14 protein-coding genes are annotated in these 15,229 nt (G+C 63.9%); 5 read left to right on the top strand and 9 right to left on the bottom strand.

All coding sequences use genetic code 11. The features are described from left to right. The first annotated feature begins 56 nt into the window (after positions 1–56). From A5790_RS23980 to A5790_RS23970, 3 genes are all read left to right on the top strand, one after another. Entirely contained in the window at positions 57–749 is a 693-nt protein-coding gene (locus tag A5790_RS23980) for a TetR/AcrR family transcriptional regulator (protein ID WP_013471001.1), read from the top strand. Between the two features lie 478 nt (positions 750–1,227). Continuing rightward, on the top strand, positions 1,228–1,575 hold the full coding sequence (locus tag A5790_RS23975; protein ID WP_231744957.1) for a DUF1508 domain-containing protein: 348 nt from the start codon (positions 1,228–1,230) through the stop codon (positions 1,573–1,575). Positions 1,576–1,584: 9 nt separating this feature from the next. Beyond that, complete coding sequence (locus A5790_RS23970; protein ID WP_050597092.1) at positions 1,585–2,463, top strand: TIGR02391 family protein; 879 nt, start codon at positions 1,585–1,587, stop codon at positions 2,461–2,463. 69 nt (positions 2,464–2,532) lie between these two features. On the opposite strand, the gene A5790_RS23965 is transcribed toward A5790_RS23970, so the two are convergent. The 3 genes from A5790_RS23965 to A5790_RS23955 all read right to left on the bottom strand — a co-directional run bounded on the left by A5790_RS23965 (position 2,533) and on the right by A5790_RS23955 (position 5,415). After that, positions 2,533–3,843: a hypothetical protein gene (locus A5790_RS23965; protein ID WP_030133892.1), complete on the bottom strand. Its 1,311-nt coding sequence runs from the start codon at positions 3,841–3,843 to the stop codon at positions 2,533–2,535. Between the two features lie 128 nt (positions 3,844–3,971). After that, complete coding sequence (locus A5790_RS23960; RefSeq protein WP_064403599.1) at positions 3,972–4,304, bottom strand: helix-turn-helix transcriptional regulator; 333 nt, start codon at positions 4,302–4,304, stop codon at positions 3,972–3,974. After that, a complete protein-coding gene (locus A5790_RS23955) occupies positions 4,294–5,415 on the bottom strand; it encodes a tyrosine-type recombinase/integrase (RefSeq protein ID WP_030133894.1) in 1,122 nt (373 codons plus the stop codon). Before A5790_RS23955 ends, A5790_RS23960 begins: the two co-directional genes overlap by 11 nt. A 390-nt stretch (positions 5,416–5,805) precedes the next feature. Here A5790_RS23955 and A5790_RS23950 point away from each other — a divergent pair, with 390 nt between their 5' ends. Both A5790_RS23950 and A5790_RS23945 read left to right on the top strand, forming a co-directional pair. Next, complete coding sequence (locus A5790_RS23950) at positions 5,806–6,279, top strand: hypothetical protein (protein WP_064415941.1); 474 nt, start codon at positions 5,806–5,808, stop codon at positions 6,277–6,279. 492 nt (positions 6,280–6,771) lie between these two features. Then, complete coding sequence (locus A5790_RS23945; RefSeq protein WP_328586875.1) at positions 6,772–7,104, top strand: hypothetical protein; 333 nt, start codon at positions 6,772–6,774, stop codon at positions 7,102–7,104. Positions 7,105–7,674: 570 nt separating this feature from the next. Here the strand turns inward: A5790_RS23945 and A5790_RS23940 are convergent. From A5790_RS23940 to A5790_RS23915, 6 genes are all read right to left on the bottom strand, one after another. Further along, the gene (locus tag A5790_RS23940; protein ID WP_064415682.1) at positions 7,675–9,957 is read right to left on the bottom strand and encodes a cation-translocating P-type ATPase; all 2,283 of its coding nucleotides are present in this window, start codon (positions 9,955–9,957) and stop codon (positions 7,675–7,677) included. A 40-nt stretch (positions 9,958–9,997) separates the two neighbouring features. Continuing rightward, positions 9,998–10,996 (bottom strand): hypothetical protein, encoded by a 999-nt coding sequence (locus A5790_RS23935; protein WP_064415683.1) that lies wholly within the window; start codon positions 10,994–10,996, stop codon positions 9,998–10,000. Beyond that, complete coding sequence (locus A5790_RS25880) at positions 10,993–11,217, bottom strand: copper resistance protein CopZ (RefSeq protein WP_133147309.1); 225 nt, start codon at positions 11,215–11,217, stop codon at positions 10,993–10,995. Before A5790_RS25880 ends, A5790_RS23935 begins: the two co-directional genes overlap by 4 nt. A 402-nt stretch (positions 11,218–11,619) precedes the next feature. Then, positions 11,620–12,612: a L,D-transpeptidase family protein gene (locus tag A5790_RS23925; RefSeq protein ID WP_082681042.1), complete on the bottom strand. Its 993-nt coding sequence runs from the start codon at positions 12,610–12,612 to the stop codon at positions 11,620–11,622. Between the two features lie 325 nt (positions 12,613–12,937). After that, positions 12,938–13,786 (bottom strand): F510_1955 family glycosylhydrolase, encoded by an 849-nt coding sequence (locus A5790_RS23920; protein ID WP_064415685.1) that lies wholly within the window; start codon positions 13,784–13,786, stop codon positions 12,938–12,940. 89 nt (positions 13,787–13,875) lie between these two features. Further along, positions 13,876–15,096 (bottom strand): Ig-like domain-containing protein, encoded by a 1,221-nt coding sequence (locus A5790_RS23915; RefSeq protein WP_064415686.1) that lies wholly within the window; start codon positions 15,094–15,096, stop codon positions 13,876–13,878. Positions 15,097–15,229 lie beyond the last annotated feature (133 nt).

Genomic DNA, 15,229 nt, shown 5'->3' with positions numbered 1-15,229 from the left:
CACTGCTAGACTGCCAGGACAACATCGCGTGAAAATCGACCGCCCGAGGTGAATGAGTGAGCAACAGTCAGTCAGCGCCAGTCCCTGACGATGACGTGGACCCGCGGCGCATCCGGTCACGCACCCGGCTGCTGGATGCTGCGGCAACGCTACTGAGCACCGGTGGGGTGGAAGCGGTCACTATCGATGCCGTCACCAAAGCATCCAAAGTGGCCCGAACCACGCTGTACCGCCACTTCCACAGTTCGTCGCATCTGCTCGCAGCCACGTTCGAACGCCTACTTCCGCAAGTGACCACTCCGGCACCGACCAGCGGACCCCTCCGTGAGCAGCTGATCGAATTGCTCAGCCGCCAAGCCGCACTCTTCAACGACGCACCGCTGCATGTCACGACACTCGCGTGGCTCTCATTGGGGCCCACCGGCTCCACTAACGAAGCGGATGAGCGCCACACATCCGGGGCGCTACGGGCCCGAGTCGTTGACCAGTACCGTCAACCATTTGACGCCATACTCACCAGCCCGAGAGCACAAGCCGAACTCGACGACTTCGACCGGGAACTGGCGCTCTGCCAACTCGTCGGACCACTCGCCTTCGCCCGAATGACCGGGCTTCGCACCATCACTCACAATGACTGCGCGAACATCGTCGATGACTTCCTCGCCGCCCACCGCAAGACCGATAGCGACGCCAAAGAGTCGAAGATCGCCACCAAGAAGACGGGCCGCCCCGCGCGCTTAGCTCGCTAGGCACAACGAAATCACAGCGTCCAGCCGGCTGGTCTTCGGGCCCTTTTCGCCTTCTCGCAAATCGCGTCGGCGATGGCATCGAAGGACCGTTCGTCGCCATCATCGGCGAGGCCGTGCGCGCAGATTCCATGGGCATCCGCGTGACGATTCGTGCCGGCAAAGTGAGTGCACCACCTCAGTGTTCGGACCGCCGTTTCCCGCGTTGAGAACTCTTCCCCCTACGTCCGTGAGGTGTCTCGCGGGCAACCCCTCGCATCCGCGGTCTCGCAATCCTTGGGACGCGGGGTGTCTGCGCCGCGGATCTTTATCCGGATATCGTCCGTCGTTAAGTGATCGTGCTTATTGGCAGAGGGGTCGAATTCCGAGTGGGGTGAATGCCCAAATCAGAGGTCTGTTCGAGGGCGAGTTTGTTCGCTGCGTCGCAAGCGCTGGCTGTCGGTGTCTCTTGATAAGACTGTTGCGAGCTGACTGCGTACCTGTGGTCAACAGGCAGGAGGATCCGATGTACTTCAAGGTCACGGTCACTGGTGACGCCAACCGCTATCCCACGTGGGCCTTGTACGGCGACAACCATGAGATGGTCGCCTGGGCAGGCGAAGGCTTCGAATCGCAAGCCAACGCCACCAGAGCGGCAAATGCCTTCAAGTCCGGCGGGTCCGCAGCACGGTATGAGACATTCCAGGACGTCGGCGGAAGCTGGCGGTGGCGCGCATGGCGGTCGAGTGACAAAGTTGCCGCCTCAGGTGAGTCGTTCGCCAGCTCTTACAACGCGGAGCGCGCCGCCGAGAACGTGCGGGCGAACGCGCCGTATGCGACTGGGCCCTGAGCTGCGTACATGGGTGACAATGACGATCTGAAGTTGAATCCACGGTTCCTGCGGCGAGCAGCGGAACAGGTGCGCGACTTTGAGCGGGCGTTCAGCGCCCTGCTCGAGCTGTGTCAGTTCACCGCTGGGCTTCGGGCGATGGCTGGTCCCGACCTGCCTGACGAGGTACTTGCCGGCTACGCCAGTCTGCCCGCCGTGACACCGAGATCTGATGTGTCAGACGACGAATGGGTGGCGGCGAAGGGCCGCTGCTCACGGACAGCTGGCCGTATTGCGCATCTTCCCGACATCACCGGTGTGCGGATATCCCGCCCGGGATTCGGCGGTCCGGTTAACCCGTTCGAGATGTGGATAACTGTCACCCAGCCGCACTCGCTCGTACAGCCGGACGACATCCTCGCCGCGTCCGAACACACCATCGGCATCCTTGAATCGATGGTCGACCGTGTCGATGTCACCGGCGACATCAGCATCGAGGATATGCACCCTTTGGTCTGGGGCGCGGCTCGAGGCCAATGGCGCATCGAGTTGTACCGCGAAGCGGTGTCATCCGCCGTGGGCGCTGTCATCGACCACGTCCGCCAGCTCACCGGAAGGACTGACCTCGACGACAAGGACGTTTTCACGCAGGCCTTCTCGCAGAGTCCACCCAAGGCTGGTGCTCCGCGATTGCGCTGGCTCGGAGGTAATCAAGACCAGACCGTCATATCGATGAACCGCGGCTTGTTGAGTTTCTCGACGGGCGTCCATGCTGCGATCCGAAACCCAACCACCCACGACCGGACGCAGCTATCGGCGCAGGAGGCCGCCGAGAGGCTCGCCGCTTTAAGCCTTCTGGCGACTTGGGTGGAGAAGTGCAGGCTCGACAGCGTCGACGCCACGCAGTGAACAATCACTCGCGAGAACTCAAGCGCTGGAACCGCCGCCGCGAAATCCATCTGAGGCACAGCGATACGGTCAGCGGGCTCTTTCGGCGATGTAGGCGGTCCAGTCGCGGGCAGCAAGTCTGGCCCAGTCGGCGGCGTTTTTGTCGGTGAGCCCGAGCAGTTCGGCCAGGACTGGTGCGGGCATGTCGCCGGAGAGGTGGAAGAGGGTCGCTTTGCGGTTCTCGTAGGGCTTGATCCCGATGGCGACGAGCTGGGAGCGGATGTTCTCGGTGGCGAGGTGCGCTGCAGGGTTGCCGCCGCGGAACAGCCAGCCGGTTCCACGTGAGGCGTAGAGGCTTTTGCCGCGGTGCTCGAGGTGCTCACGGATGAGGTCGTCGAGGAGCGGCGGCATCTGGACTGGAATCTTGCTGAAGGTGACGTGCACGGCCCGGTCGTCGGTGATCGCGACCTGACTGGTGCGCATGGCGACGATGCGTGAAAGCGGCTGTGCGAACAGCAATGTGAGCAGGCCCGCAATTCGTGTATAACGGCGCACGGTCGTGTCGTGCAGCAGACGCTCTACGGCCGCCCACCGCTGCGTATCGGAGACGGTTACTGAGGGCGGTGACTGCGGGACGTCGGGGACTCGGAGTTTGGTGTTGGTGCGGGATTGGCGTAGCCAGACGATGAAGGCGTACTCATGGTTCAGCATCCTGCCGACGTGTTCTTGGTAGCGCTCCAACAGATCCTGGGTCGCGGTCGCCGCACTGGCGTCATGGCGGGCGAGGAAGCCCACGAACTCGATCGCGACGCGGATGCGCCGTCGACACGCATCGGCCATCGACTTGGTCAACCGGTCTTCACGGGCGGCCTTGCGCATTCCTCGCAGCACCTGCCAGTGCGCGAATCGGCGAATCAAGGCGGCGTCCTCGGCGGGCAGTTCGGCGACGATGTCTTCGATCCAGGGCAGCATCCGTTCGATGCGGATGTCGAACGGTTCCAGGACACCGACCGCGACGAGAAGACTGCGAAGGTAGTCGTGGGCACGATCCGAGGGCAGGGTGCGGAAGGTGTCGTGGCTGATGTCGACCGCGCCGCAAGCCATCTGCCCGAGAAGTTGGGGGCCGATGCCAGGTTTCTTGCGCAGCCACCACAGCCCTGTTTGTGGGCGTTCGGAGTTCACCAGCTCGTCGAAGACCGGCCGCAATTGGCGGTGAATCTGGCCGGTCGTCGGGTCGGCGAGCAAGTCGCTGAGGCGTTCACGCAGGAAGCATCGCGCGCACCGATTGTGCCCGTAGGGATGGTCTTCGCGCCCGCATTCGCGGCACCCGAAGATCGACTCGACACCGGCACATGACGCGCACACCACCGTCTCGCCGCGTCGCCATGCCAGCGGCCGCACGACATGGCAGCCCGGACAGGTTTCGGGGTGGTAGTGCCGCCTGCGACGGCAGCCGACACAAATGCGACACCCATGCGTCAGCCGGGTCAGGTAGTTGGTGCTTGCGCACTCCCAGCAGGCTCGTCGATTCACTCGTTGTCGCCGGGGCGGCGGATCCTGGCGCGGATCGGCCGCAGGTCGCCGATCCCGGGCCCGCTGTCGTTGACTGCGGGTGCCTCGCGGATCTGTTCTTGGGCGAGCTCGAACAGATCGTTGGGGGTGCACGCCAGGATGTCGCACAGCGCCGCCAGCAGGTCGAGATTGATGCGCTGTGGAGGCTTGGTAGCGATCCGGTGAACCATCTGTCGGGAGATCTCCACGCCACGTTCGTGCAGCGGTGCGACGAGGTCGGTGGTGGCGAACATGCCGTTCTCGGCCATCAGGCGGCGCAGGTTCCACCGGAGGACGGTTCTAGTGCTCATCCTGGCTCCCTTCAGTCGTCGCGGATCCGTAGACGCGGCGCAGCGCCGCCTGCAACGTTTTGGTCTTGAAGTCGTTGGACACCGAGGTGTAAATCGCGGTGGTCGAGGCGTAAGAATGTCCGACCTGCTCGGTAACGAACCGTTCCGGGTAACCGAACTCGATCAGGTGGGTCACATAGGAGTGCCGCAGGCAGTGCAGGGTGAGGTCTTGAGGCAGACCGGCCTGCGCCCGCAAGTAGGCGAATCGCTTGTCCATTTGCTTGGTCGCCACCCGCTGCCGACGCTCAGTCAGCCACAACTCTTGACGGCTGCCGGGACTCAGAAGCGGCCGGGCTTGATCGACCCATTGGCGCAGTCCGTCGATCACCCAGTCGAACTCGGGAACGGCCAGCACCGTGCGACGCCGAGGGGCGCTGCCGCGGCTGGACTTGGCATACCGGACGTGGACGGCGCCGAACGTTCCCCACGCCGGCATCCGCGGGTTGGGACGCAGGTCGGCCACGTCGAGGTAGCACAGCTCTCGACGGCGTAACCCGAAGGCGTAGGCCGTCTTGATCATCTGCGCGTCGCGCAACGCCGCCAACGCGCCTTTGCGACCCGAACGCGCAATGATGTCCACTCGATCGGCAAGGAACGCGAACAACGTTTCCACCTCGTCGTAGGTGAACGGCCGGCGGGCGGGCTTGCCCTCGTATTCGACCAGATGCGCCGCGGTGTTGAAGTCATGGCAGACCTGCGACGGGATCCTTTCGAACCGCTGCTCGCACTGCGAGATCCAGCCATAACGGCCATCGAGTAGGTAGTCACAAAACAACCGCAGCGTCATGTGGTAGCCGCGAATTGTCGAGGGCGCCTTGCGGTTGTTTCCCGACATCAGAGCCGCCGTGAAGTCCTCGACATCGCCGGCCGTCCAATCCCACGGATGCGTCTCGGCGAACGCAGCGAACCGTCGCACGAACGCCAATCGCGATTCGATCGTGGCCTCGGCAAGCAGCCGGGACTTCTGCTGGCGTCGCCACCCCGACAGCATCGCTTCAAAGACCGCGGACGGTTCATCAAGATGGACCACGCCCGCGGCGAGAACGAGGTGCGCCGAACCTGGAACGCTCAACTGAAGGCCTCCAGACGGTCAACTCACAGTTGTCAATGTCAACGGCAAGTTACCACGATCTGGGCCGAAATCGCTCATCAGCACAAACGGGAAATGGTTCAATGGCGGCTTGGCGGCTCTCGCCCCAAGCGCCACCCGCGTGCGTCAACTTTAAGTTGATTGGCGATCTTCTTCTCCTGAGTGCAAGAGGTGTGTGGTCTGTCGTCGGGCTACGAAAGGGGTCGTGGGGCAGGGAGCTGGGCGAGCTGAGCGGGGGTGGTAGGGGAGTGGGCAGCGGTGTGGTGCCGGGTAGGGACGGTGATGCGGCAGGAGCGACGGGGAAAATTGGTGAACGACGAATGTGGCTGTGGTGGTGGCCCGGTCGGCCAGCAGGCTCCTAAGGTTCCGACCATGACAACACCACGGATATCGAAGCTCGAGGCCCGCAAGCGCGCCCATGAAGCGTCCCGCCGGGCCAACGAGGCCCGCGCCGCGAAGGAGAAGGCGAACATCGACGATGCCGCGGAGATCCTCGTCGCGGTCGGCAAGATCGCCGAAATCGAAACCTGGAAGAAGGAACGCTTGGCCCAGCTGCGCCAGCAGCTCGACATGGAAGTCGCCAAGAGGGTAGATGCCCAGCGCGCCAGGGGCGGCGCGGCGGTCGTGCGTATGCAGGGCCGTGGCGAGACGCTGACGACGATCGCCACGCGCACCGATCTGGGAATCGGAATAGTTCGCACCATGCTGCGGCACGGACCGAAGCCTGAGAAGCCCACGGCCAGTGATGATTCGCATGCACTAGGTGCGGGTGGCGTGGCCGGTGGGCCGATGGGAGTTGTTGACCCTTACATCAGTGAGCCGCCGGCCGATGCGGCGTCGGCGTGATGTGCGGCCGGCGTTGAGCGTGGTCGTCGGTGTGCGGGATCAGTGGCGCCGGGCGGCGTTGGTCGGCCCGTGCGTGCTGTGTCATGCCAGCCCGCCTCTACGCAGGTCGGGACGCGGACGTACAAGCCGGTTGAGCATCGTGCCGGTGAGAAGCGCTCGACGGGCGCGCCTGCAAGGCGTCTGGCCAGCTTTACTAGTGTGCTCGGTGTGGCGGCGGGTGCAGGACCACACAGGGGGCTCGGGAGTGCGATTCACAACGCCGGTGGAAGCTGGCCGCGCTGGGCGCTCTGAATGTCAGTTCTGACGGTTAGGTTCAACGGCGATGAGAAGCGCCGAGCGGCTGATCGCTGAACGGCGTGTGCACGCCGCGGAGATCGCCCGTTTTCACAGCCATGTCGTCTGCGGGCCAACGGCTTCGGACTGCAACATCTGGGCCGGCGCGACGGTGCCGATGGCTACGGCCGTTTCTACCTCACCCGAGAAGGGGCGGGGTTGTGCGTTCGCCCGCACCGCTACGCGTTGGCGATCGTGTCCGGTGTGGTGGCCGCTGGGGTGCTCGGAGTACACGAGTGCGACAACCCGGTGTGCATCAAGGTCGCAGCGGCGACAGATCCCCACCAGCACGTCGTTTCGGGCGCGCAGGGCGACAACATGGATCGCATGGTGCGGATGCGCCGTGGCGGCGGCCGATATACGGTGCGATGCTTCGACAGTCGGGGCCTGCGGCGCGCACGGTCGGTGGCGTTGCGCGAAGCGGTGCGCCACGGTTGGGATGACGCTGCGGTGCAGGCGGCGCTGCTGGGTGATCAGCCCACATTGTGGTGAGATTCGTCAGTACCCGTTGAGATTCGGTGAGCATGTGGCCGGGCGTGGCGAGCTGGGCGGTGTGGGGCGCGGTGTCGCAGCGGCGAGCTGGAGGCGTTGAGAAGGGATGCGGCAGTGGCGGTTGCGCGCGCGCTTAGCCGCGATTCAGGAGCATTGCGTCGCGCGGCGGAGGCACAGTTCTGGCGTCGAACCACACAGGCACCGCAGAGACGTCGGCTGCGCGGCCCAGCAGATGCGGTGCTGGCCGATCGTTTCGTGACGTCCCTGACAGCTGATGTAGACGCGCAGCGGGTCGCTCTAGCTCAGGAGCTTGCAACAGCGCCGCGAAAAACGTGATCGACGATTTACGGCTGGGATTGGAGGACCAGAAGGACTCTTTTCACCGGCGGTCTTCATGGATAACGAATGTTATCCATGAACACATATCGGCCGTGTCGCATGAGCGGACTACGTGGCGCCCTCCTGTGCGACAAGTCGGCCCGTTGGACGCTGTCTGTGAACTGGCCCTGTCAGAGGTTACGCAAATGGTGTTGTGGGTTAGCGGCACTGTCCAGCCACAATCTATTCCGCTCACTCTGCCGCGGTCGGCCGTCCGATGCGTGATCGGAACCGGCGCAGTCGTAGACTGTTGCTGACGACGAACACGGAGCTGAATGCCATTGCAGCTCCGGCGAGCATCGGGTTGAGTAATCCTGCAGCTGCCAGGGGCAGCGCGGCCACGTTGTAGGCGAACGCCCAAAACAGGTTGCCCTTGATGGTGCGCAGGGTGCGTCGAGACAGTCCGATCGCATCGGCGGCGGCACGCAAGTCGCCGCGCACCAAGGTGATGTCGGAGGCTTCGATGGCCACGTCGGTTCCGGTTCCCATGGCCAGCCCCAGATCGGCCTGAGCAAGCGCAGCAGCATCGTTGATGCCATCGCCGACCATGGAAACGGTCTTGCCCTCCTTCTGCAGGCGGGCAATGACATCGGCTTTGTCCTTGGGCATCACCTCGGCGATCACTTCATCGATGCCCACCTGATCGGCAACCGTCCGCGCGACGGTGGCGTTGTCGCCGGTGAGCAGGATCGGCGTCAAGCCTAAGGCGCGCAACTGGCTGATCGCTTCGGCGGAGGTGGGTTTGACGGCATCGGCGACGACGAGGATTCCTCGGGCCGCACCGTCCCAACCAACAGCAATGGCCGTCTTGCCCTCCGATTCCGCGGCGCGCAAAGCCTCGATGAGCTCGGCCGGCAGATGCTGGGACCAATCGGCGAGGAGACTGGGGCGTCCCACGACGATGGCATGCCCATCGACGACGCCTTGAACGCCGAGCCCCTCGACGTTGGTGAACCCTTCTACCGTTGCAAGGTCGCCCACTTCGGTGCGTGCGGCTTTGGCGACTGCTTGCGCGATTGGGTGCTCGGAGGCATTCTCCAACGCCCCGGCCAGTCGCAGCAATTCCCCGCGATTTTGGCCTGTGGCGGTAACCACGTCGATCAGGGTCATCTTGCCGGTGGTCACGGTGCCCGTCTTGTCGAGGACGATCGTATCGATCGTGCGGGTGCTTTCAAGGACTTCAGGGCCTTTGATCAGAATCCCGAGCTGCGCACCGCGGCCGGTTCCGACCATCAGTGCTGTTGGAGTGGCCAAGCCGAGCGCGCAGGGGCAGGCGATGATTAGCACGGCCACCGCCGCGGTGAAAGCCTCTGCCAGCCCGTTGCCGGTCCCGATCCAATAGCCGAGTGTGGCGCCCGCCAGCATGATCACGATCGGCACGAAGATCCCGGAGATGCGGTCGGCGAGGCGCTGCGCTTGGGCTTTACCGTTCTGCGCGTCTTCAACCATCCGCGCCATTTGCGCCAATTGCGTGTCGGAACCGACGCGGGTGGCACGAACCAGCAGGCGACCGCCGGCGTTGACGGTTGCTCCAACGACGGCGTCATCGACGCCGACCTCGACCGGCATCGATTCACCGGTCAACATGGATGCGTCCACCGCCGAGCTACCCGACACGATCACTCCGTCGGTGGCGACCTTTTCGCCCGGACGCACCACGAATTCGTCACCGACGGCGAGCTGATCGATCGGAATCGTTTGTTCGCGGCCGTTTTTGACGACGGTGACGTCCTTGGCGCCGAGTTCGAGCAGGGCCCGCATCGCTGCGCCGGCCTTTCGCTTCGACCGGGCCTCGAAGTAGCGGCCGGCAAGAATGAACGTGGTGACCCCGGCGGCGGCTTCCAGATAGATGTTGCCTGCGCCATCGGTTCGTGTGATCGTCAGCTCGAACGGATGGGTCATCCCCGCGACTCCGGCGGTGCCGAAGAACAGCGCATACACCGACCATCCCAGCGCCGCAAGCGTTCCCATGGAGATGAGGGTGTCCATCGTGGACGTGGCGTGGCGCAGATTGGTCCAGGCAGCCTGGTGGAATGGCCACGCGCCCCAGACCACGACCGGCGCCGCCAAGGTCAACGACAACCACTGCCAGTTGGTGAACTGCAGGGCCGGCACCATCGCCATAGCGATGACGGGCACCGACAGTACAAGCGAGATGATCAACCGCTGCCGCAGCGCCCGAGTGGGGCCGTGTTCGAAACCGGTCTCGGGTACCGGCGCATCAGCGGCGCGGGGCGGTTCAGTGGTGTAGCCGGCTTCCTCGACAGTGGCCACCAGCGCCTGAATGTCGACGTTGTCGCCGTAAGTGACCTTGGCCTTCTCGGTGGCGTAATTGACTGTGGCGCTGACACCTTCGAGTTTGTTGAGTTTGCGCTCAATACGGTTGGCACATGAGGCGCAGGTCATGCCGCCGATGGGCAGCTCAACCTGGCGTTCGCCGGCTGCGCCTTTCTTGTCTTCATGGGTCGATGTCATTGCTTCTCCTTGGACGAATCGCACTGTAAAGAGCGAGGGCTTAGTGGTGGTCGTCGGGCGCGTCGCCCGTCGGCGCGGGCGTCGATGTCACCGTGTCGGAGTTGGGTGCGGCTTTTGTGGCGGTTGCGGTGAATTCCGCGGTTCGCACGACACCGTTGTGCTGGAAACCCAGGAACATCCGGTAGCTGCCGGACGTCGGTGTCGTCGCGTAGAAGGTGACGTCGGGGCCCGGACTGGTGGACCCGTCGCCCGGCGTTCCCTCCGGGTGCACGTGCAGGTAGGCCAGATCGTCGGCACGTAGCACCACCAAGTGGCCATAGGCGCCCAAGTACGGCTGCAGATTGGTGACCGGCGTGCCCCGGCGCGACACCGACAGCGTCAACTTCGATGAACTGCCGGCTGCCAAGTCACCGGTGAGGGCGACGGCGTAGTCGTCGACCGTTGCCGTCTTCGACGGTGGTGGAAGCGGACGTGGGTTGTACTGGCCGGCGACCAGTACGTCGGTGCCGAGCGTGAGATCCTCTGCCCCGACGGGCTTGAAGTCGGCGAACAACCGCCATGGCCCCGGCGACAAATCCAGATCGGTGTGCCAGACGCCGGACTGCTCGAGAATGGGATGAACATGCTGGAACCCGGCCATGTCCCGACGGACCGCGATCAGATGCAGGTCCTTGTCGTGGGTCGTTTCATACTTGGTGACCGGCCGGCCGTCAGGGCCGATGATTCGGAAGCTGACGCCGACGTTCTGGCCGGACGGCAACGAGATCACCTCCGGCAGGAAGCTGTAGCCGTTTTCGGTTGCGGTCAGGCCCGTTGGACTGGCATCGATTTGCGCTGTCGTCGAGTCGGCACCCGCGGTCACCCCTGCGGTGTCGGCCGCGGGCGCGGTGGGTGTGGTTGACGTCGCGCCATGCGCGTTGTGCTCGAGGTTTTCGGTGCGTGGCATCCAGGAGCCGGTGGCGTTACCGACTGCGACGGCGCCGCCGAACACAGCCAGAAGTGCCAGTGCGAAACCGCCGAGCTTGGTAGGCGTGTTCATGAACGTGTGTCCTTCGTTGCTTTTTCCAAATCGGCCTGGCTGTGGCCGGCATGTTCGATCGCCGCCACGACATGCGAAGCGATCGCCGGTGTATCGCCCGGGCGGCCGACATGCTGAACCGCAACGTCGCGACCTGGGTCAACATCGATCAGTTGCTGGCTGACTCGGCTGACGCTTCCTGCGCAGCTCACATTGTCGAGGGTGAACGTCGCCGTACTCATGCGGTCTCCTCAATCGAATGATCAGCCACGACGCCAAATTGCGTGGCAATAGCTGCCATGAATCATGGATACCATACCCCCCCAGGGTATGCAATAGCCGTGGTTCTCACTGTTCCATCGCGCTACGCGACAATGGAATGCCCCGACTCAGGCCGGCAAGCGGTGCGTCCGGCGGGTTGACCCACGCTGCGCCAGTCCGCCGACCGCTCAGTGCCGCGTGATCGGGGGTGGGGGATTCCGTTAGCGTGCCGCTACAGCGTCATCGCCACCGCAGATGGGTTCGGCGTGCCTGTGCTGAACCATGAGCGTTGTCGGAGATCTAGTGCGCCGTATCGGCCGATGGGTCGTTGATGATTGAGAGCCAACCAGCCCGAGGCGACGGCCCGGTGCTGTCGAAGCGGCTCAGATCTGCCAGTCTTGTGCGCCGTCGTTCTGGTTGTAGAGGCCGCCGCTGGTGTTTTTGATAACGACGGGGTCTCCGCTGCCGAAGTTGTCGAAGAACCACTGCGCGTTGGCGGGGCTCAAATTGATGCAGCCGTGGCTGACGTTTTCCTCCCCCTGTGAACCCACCGACCACGGTGCGCTGTGCACGAAGATGCCGCTGTTGTCGATGCGGACGGCGTCCTGCACCTTAAGTTTGTACCCTTCGGGTGAGTCGACCGGCACGCCGTATGTCGAGGAGTCCATCACCATGTCGGCGAACTTCTCCAGAACGTAGTAGGTCCCGTTCTTGGTCTCGTAGCCCTTCTTGCCCAACGACACTGGGAACGTCTTCTCCAGCTTGCCGTCGCGCACGATCTGCATCTGGTGTGTCTTGTCGTCGATGGTGGCGACGAGCGACTCGCCGGTGCGGAAGCTGGACTTGGCGCCGCTTGCGTCGATGTTGACCGTCGTGTTGGCTGGCCAAAAATCGGTCGGTCGCCATCGAACTTGGGTGTCGTTCATCCAGTAGAACTTGCCGGGAACCGGTGGGTTGGACGAGATGTGGATTGCTTGTTCGGCCATCGGCCGGTCGGCGATGGGCCGGGCGAAGTTGATGATGATCGGCTTGGCCACCCCGACCATCGACCCGTTGACTGGATTGAATGTCGGCGGCGCGAATACCGGTGGACCGACGTAGGGCGTCGGGTTCTGCCCCGCGGGCGTGCCTTCCGGGATCGGTTGGGATGTGGCTGTCAGCGGGTTCGTCGCTGGCGACAGGAACGGGTTCGGTGGCGGTGGCGGAGCGAGCGGATCGGCCGGCTGCGCCGGCGCGGCTGCCGCATCGATGGGGCCGGGAGGCGGGGGCGGTAAACCGGGCTGGGCCAGCGCTGATCGGCTGCTCATCGCCAGAGTTGAAGCCATGGCGGTCGTGATGATGGCTGTCACGAGCGTGTACCTGGTGCGCTTGCGCATTTGTCACCTCCGGTCATCCACGAGCATCGTCTTGTGTCGTACGGCGGCGCAGGCCGTGATGCTTTGGCGGCCAGTCTACTATGTACGTACGCGCTCAGTAGGTGAGATGGCAGTGCGGCTTCAGCGGCCGGTGGTGGTGTGTCTGGTGTTGTTGAATGATGCACCCTGAGGTGGGCGGCTGATCTAACCGCGTTCAATGGTGACGAAGCGATCGGGGTGTTCGCCGAATGCCTGCTTGCAGGTCTCGCAACAGAAGGTGAATTCCTTTCTCCACGGTCCCGAGACTGCCGGCGCGGTGCGCCTGCTCACGCCCGGCTCGTCGTGCTCATTGTGCGTCGAAGGCATGGAGGTTCTCGAAGGTGGTTCCATTGTCGGTCGAGCGCTGGATTCCCGTTTCGGTCGCTACGAACACGACCCCACCACCGTGGGCGAAAACCGCCTGCGGGCGCTCGCCCAGGGCCCGTCCTGCTTGCCACGTAGCCCCGGAATCCTCGCTGGCATACACCGTTCCGATGGGATCAACCCCGATCAACGGGCCATCGTCGGGCCAACTGAGCAAGACCAGCTGGGGTTGCGCGGCGACTGGCGTGAACGTCTTGGCTTGGTCGAGGCTGCGCATCAGACCGTCGGCGGTCGTCGCCAGAATCTCGTTCGCGTTCTGTGGCGATACGGCGATGTCGACGGCGCTGATCGCGGCGCGTCGATCCCACGTGCGTTTGTCCGGGCTCACCATCACGGTCTGGCTGCCGCTGTCAAGGCCGTAGACGAGGCCGTGCCGGTAGTTGAGGGAATGAAAATCGACCTCGCCGCTCAGCGATACCGAGGTCCACGATTGTCCGCCGTCGGTGGTCTCGATCAGTCCCAGCGCCGGTGGGGCATCGCGGTCGTCGGCGCCGGGATGGCCGCTGCCGAGAAAGTGATTCGGTCCAGCAACGGTGAAGGCCATAAAATCCTGCACGACGCCGCCGACGAGTTCGGGATCGCGTTCGCGGGCTAGCCGGTACACGCCGTAATGGGTACCGGCGTACAGCGCGTCGTCGGCGGGATTGATGCCTAGGCCGTGGGTGTGCGCCAGACCCCTGGAGTCGCCTTGGCTCGACCTGGTGTCGGCGTTTGAGCATGCGCCGGCCACCAACACCGTAATGCTCAGCAGCGCAGTCAGTGTTGAGCGCATGCTTACTCCGTTCTAGCTCACAAAGCGCCGCTACGAACCCGGATCGTAGTGGTACCCGCGGCTATGAATCCTGTGCTCAGCCGGCGGTGTCACAGGTTTGCGTTGCCTGCGCGCCACTGCTCCCATGGGATGTTCCAGTCGCCGAGACCGTCGGTACCCGACAGCGTCGGTCCCACGGTGTTGACCACCTCGACAAGGTCGCCGCGTTTGGTGTTGTCGTAGAACCAAATCGCATTCGCCGGGCTCACGTTGAGGCACCCGTGGCTCACGTTGGCGCGGCCCTGGCTGCCCACCGACCACGGCGCGGAATGCACATAGATGCCGCTGTAGGACATCTGTGTGGCCCAATCCACTTCGAGGCGGTACCCCTCGGGTGAGTTGACGGGCACACCATAGGTCGAGGAGTCCATGATCAGGTGCGAATACCGATCGCCGATGATGTAGGTGCCGTTGTCGGTGGGGGTGCTGTCCTTACCCATGGAAAGCGGCATGTTTCTGACCACTTCACCGTTGCGCCGCACGGTGAGCGTCTTGGTGTTGTCGTCAGCCGTGGCGATGACCTCGTCGCCGATACTGAACCGGGTGGTGATGTCCTCCTGGCCGAAAAGGCCATCACCGAGGTCGACGCCGTAGGCGTTGACTGCCACCTCGACCGTCGTGCCGGGTTTCCAGTATTGGGCTGGGCGCCAACGCACTTCGCGGTTGTTGAGCCAGTAGAACGCGCCTTCTACCGGCGGGTTGGTGGTCACCTTGATGGCCTTTTGCGCCGCCAACCGGTCGGGGATGTCTTCGTCGAAGCGGATCGCCACGGGCTGGCCGATACCCACCACTTCACCGTCGTTGGGCAGGACGTAGGGCATTGTCAGGTTTTCCGGCGATGCTGTCTGGAATGTCATGCTGTTGCGGGCGATTCCGCCCAGTCCACGCGCCTCGGCGTTGAGTGTGTATTGCTTGTTGTAACCGAGCGGCTCAGTCGTCGCCCACGTCAGTGCATCAGCGCTCAGCTGCCCGCCGACCAGCTCGCCCTGTTCATTGACCATGGTCACCGTGTCCAGCACCCCGTCGCCGGCGGTCATCGTGACCGGACGATCCACCGGAACGCCAACGGCACCATCAGACACCGAGGCCTGCAGTGTGGGCACCAACAGGTCGCTGTACGGATCGCCTTTGTCGGCAAGCACCTGTTGTGCTGGCGCAGCTGACTCGCGGGTGCACCCGGTGAGCACCAACGCCACCGCCGATAGCGCCGCCAAGGCGATGAGCCAGAAACGGAACCCACGCCGACCGGTCACCGAATGGACTGGCCGCATTTGCTACTTCCTTCCCGCCGGCCTCGACTTCAACCGGCCGTCATCGAACATCGTCGTCGCCAGCGCCGAGCGTGCAACACGCGGCAATGGCTACTGTCAGAGTTGCCGTCCGCGGTATGGCTCAACTAGTCGT

Origin of the sequence: Mycobacterium sp. 852002-51152_SCH6134967, assembly GCF_001667105.1 — a bacterium.
GTDB classification, from domain to species: Bacteria; Actinomycetota; Actinomycetes; order Mycobacteriales; family Mycobacteriaceae; genus Mycobacterium; species Mycobacterium neumannii_A.
The sequence above is the reverse complement of the archived record's forward strand: the minus strand, read 5'-3'. Positions and strand labels throughout refer to the sequence as shown.

Excerpts from the sequence above, each read along its gene's own strand:
- A5790_RS23940 (WP_064415682.1), bottom strand. The coding sequence starts at position 9,957 with ATGACATCGACCCATGAAGACAAGAAAGGCGCAGCCGGCGAACGCCAG.
- A5790_RS23935 (WP_064415683.1), bottom strand. The coding sequence starts at position 10,996 with ATGAACACGCCTACCAAGCTCGGCGGTTTCGCACTGGCACTTCTGGCT.
- A5790_RS23970 (WP_050597092.1), top strand. The coding sequence starts at position 1,585 with ATGGGTGACAATGACGATCTGAAGTTGAATCCACGGTTCCTGCGGCGA.
- A5790_RS23925 (WP_082681042.1), bottom strand. The coding sequence starts at position 12,612 with ATGCGCAAGCGCACCAGGTACACGCTCGTGACAGCCATCATCACGACC.
- A5790_RS25880 (WP_133147309.1), bottom strand. The coding sequence starts at position 11,217 with ATGAGTACGGCGACGTTCACCCTCGACAATGTGAGCTGCGCAGGAAGC.
- A5790_RS23950 (WP_064415941.1), top strand. The coding sequence starts at position 5,806 with ATGACAACACCACGGATATCGAAGCTCGAGGCCCGCAAGCGCGCCCAT.
- A5790_RS23920 (WP_064415685.1), bottom strand. The coding sequence starts at position 13,786 with ATGCGCTCAACACTGACTGCGCTGCTGAGCATTACGGTGTTGGTGGCC.
- A5790_RS23915 (WP_064415686.1), bottom strand. The coding sequence starts at position 15,096 with ATGCGGCCAGTCCATTCGGTGACCGGTCGGCGTGGGTTCCGTTTCTGG.
- A5790_RS23960 (WP_064403599.1), bottom strand. The coding sequence starts at position 4,304 with ATGAGCACTAGAACCGTCCTCCGGTGGAACCTGCGCCGCCTGATGGCC.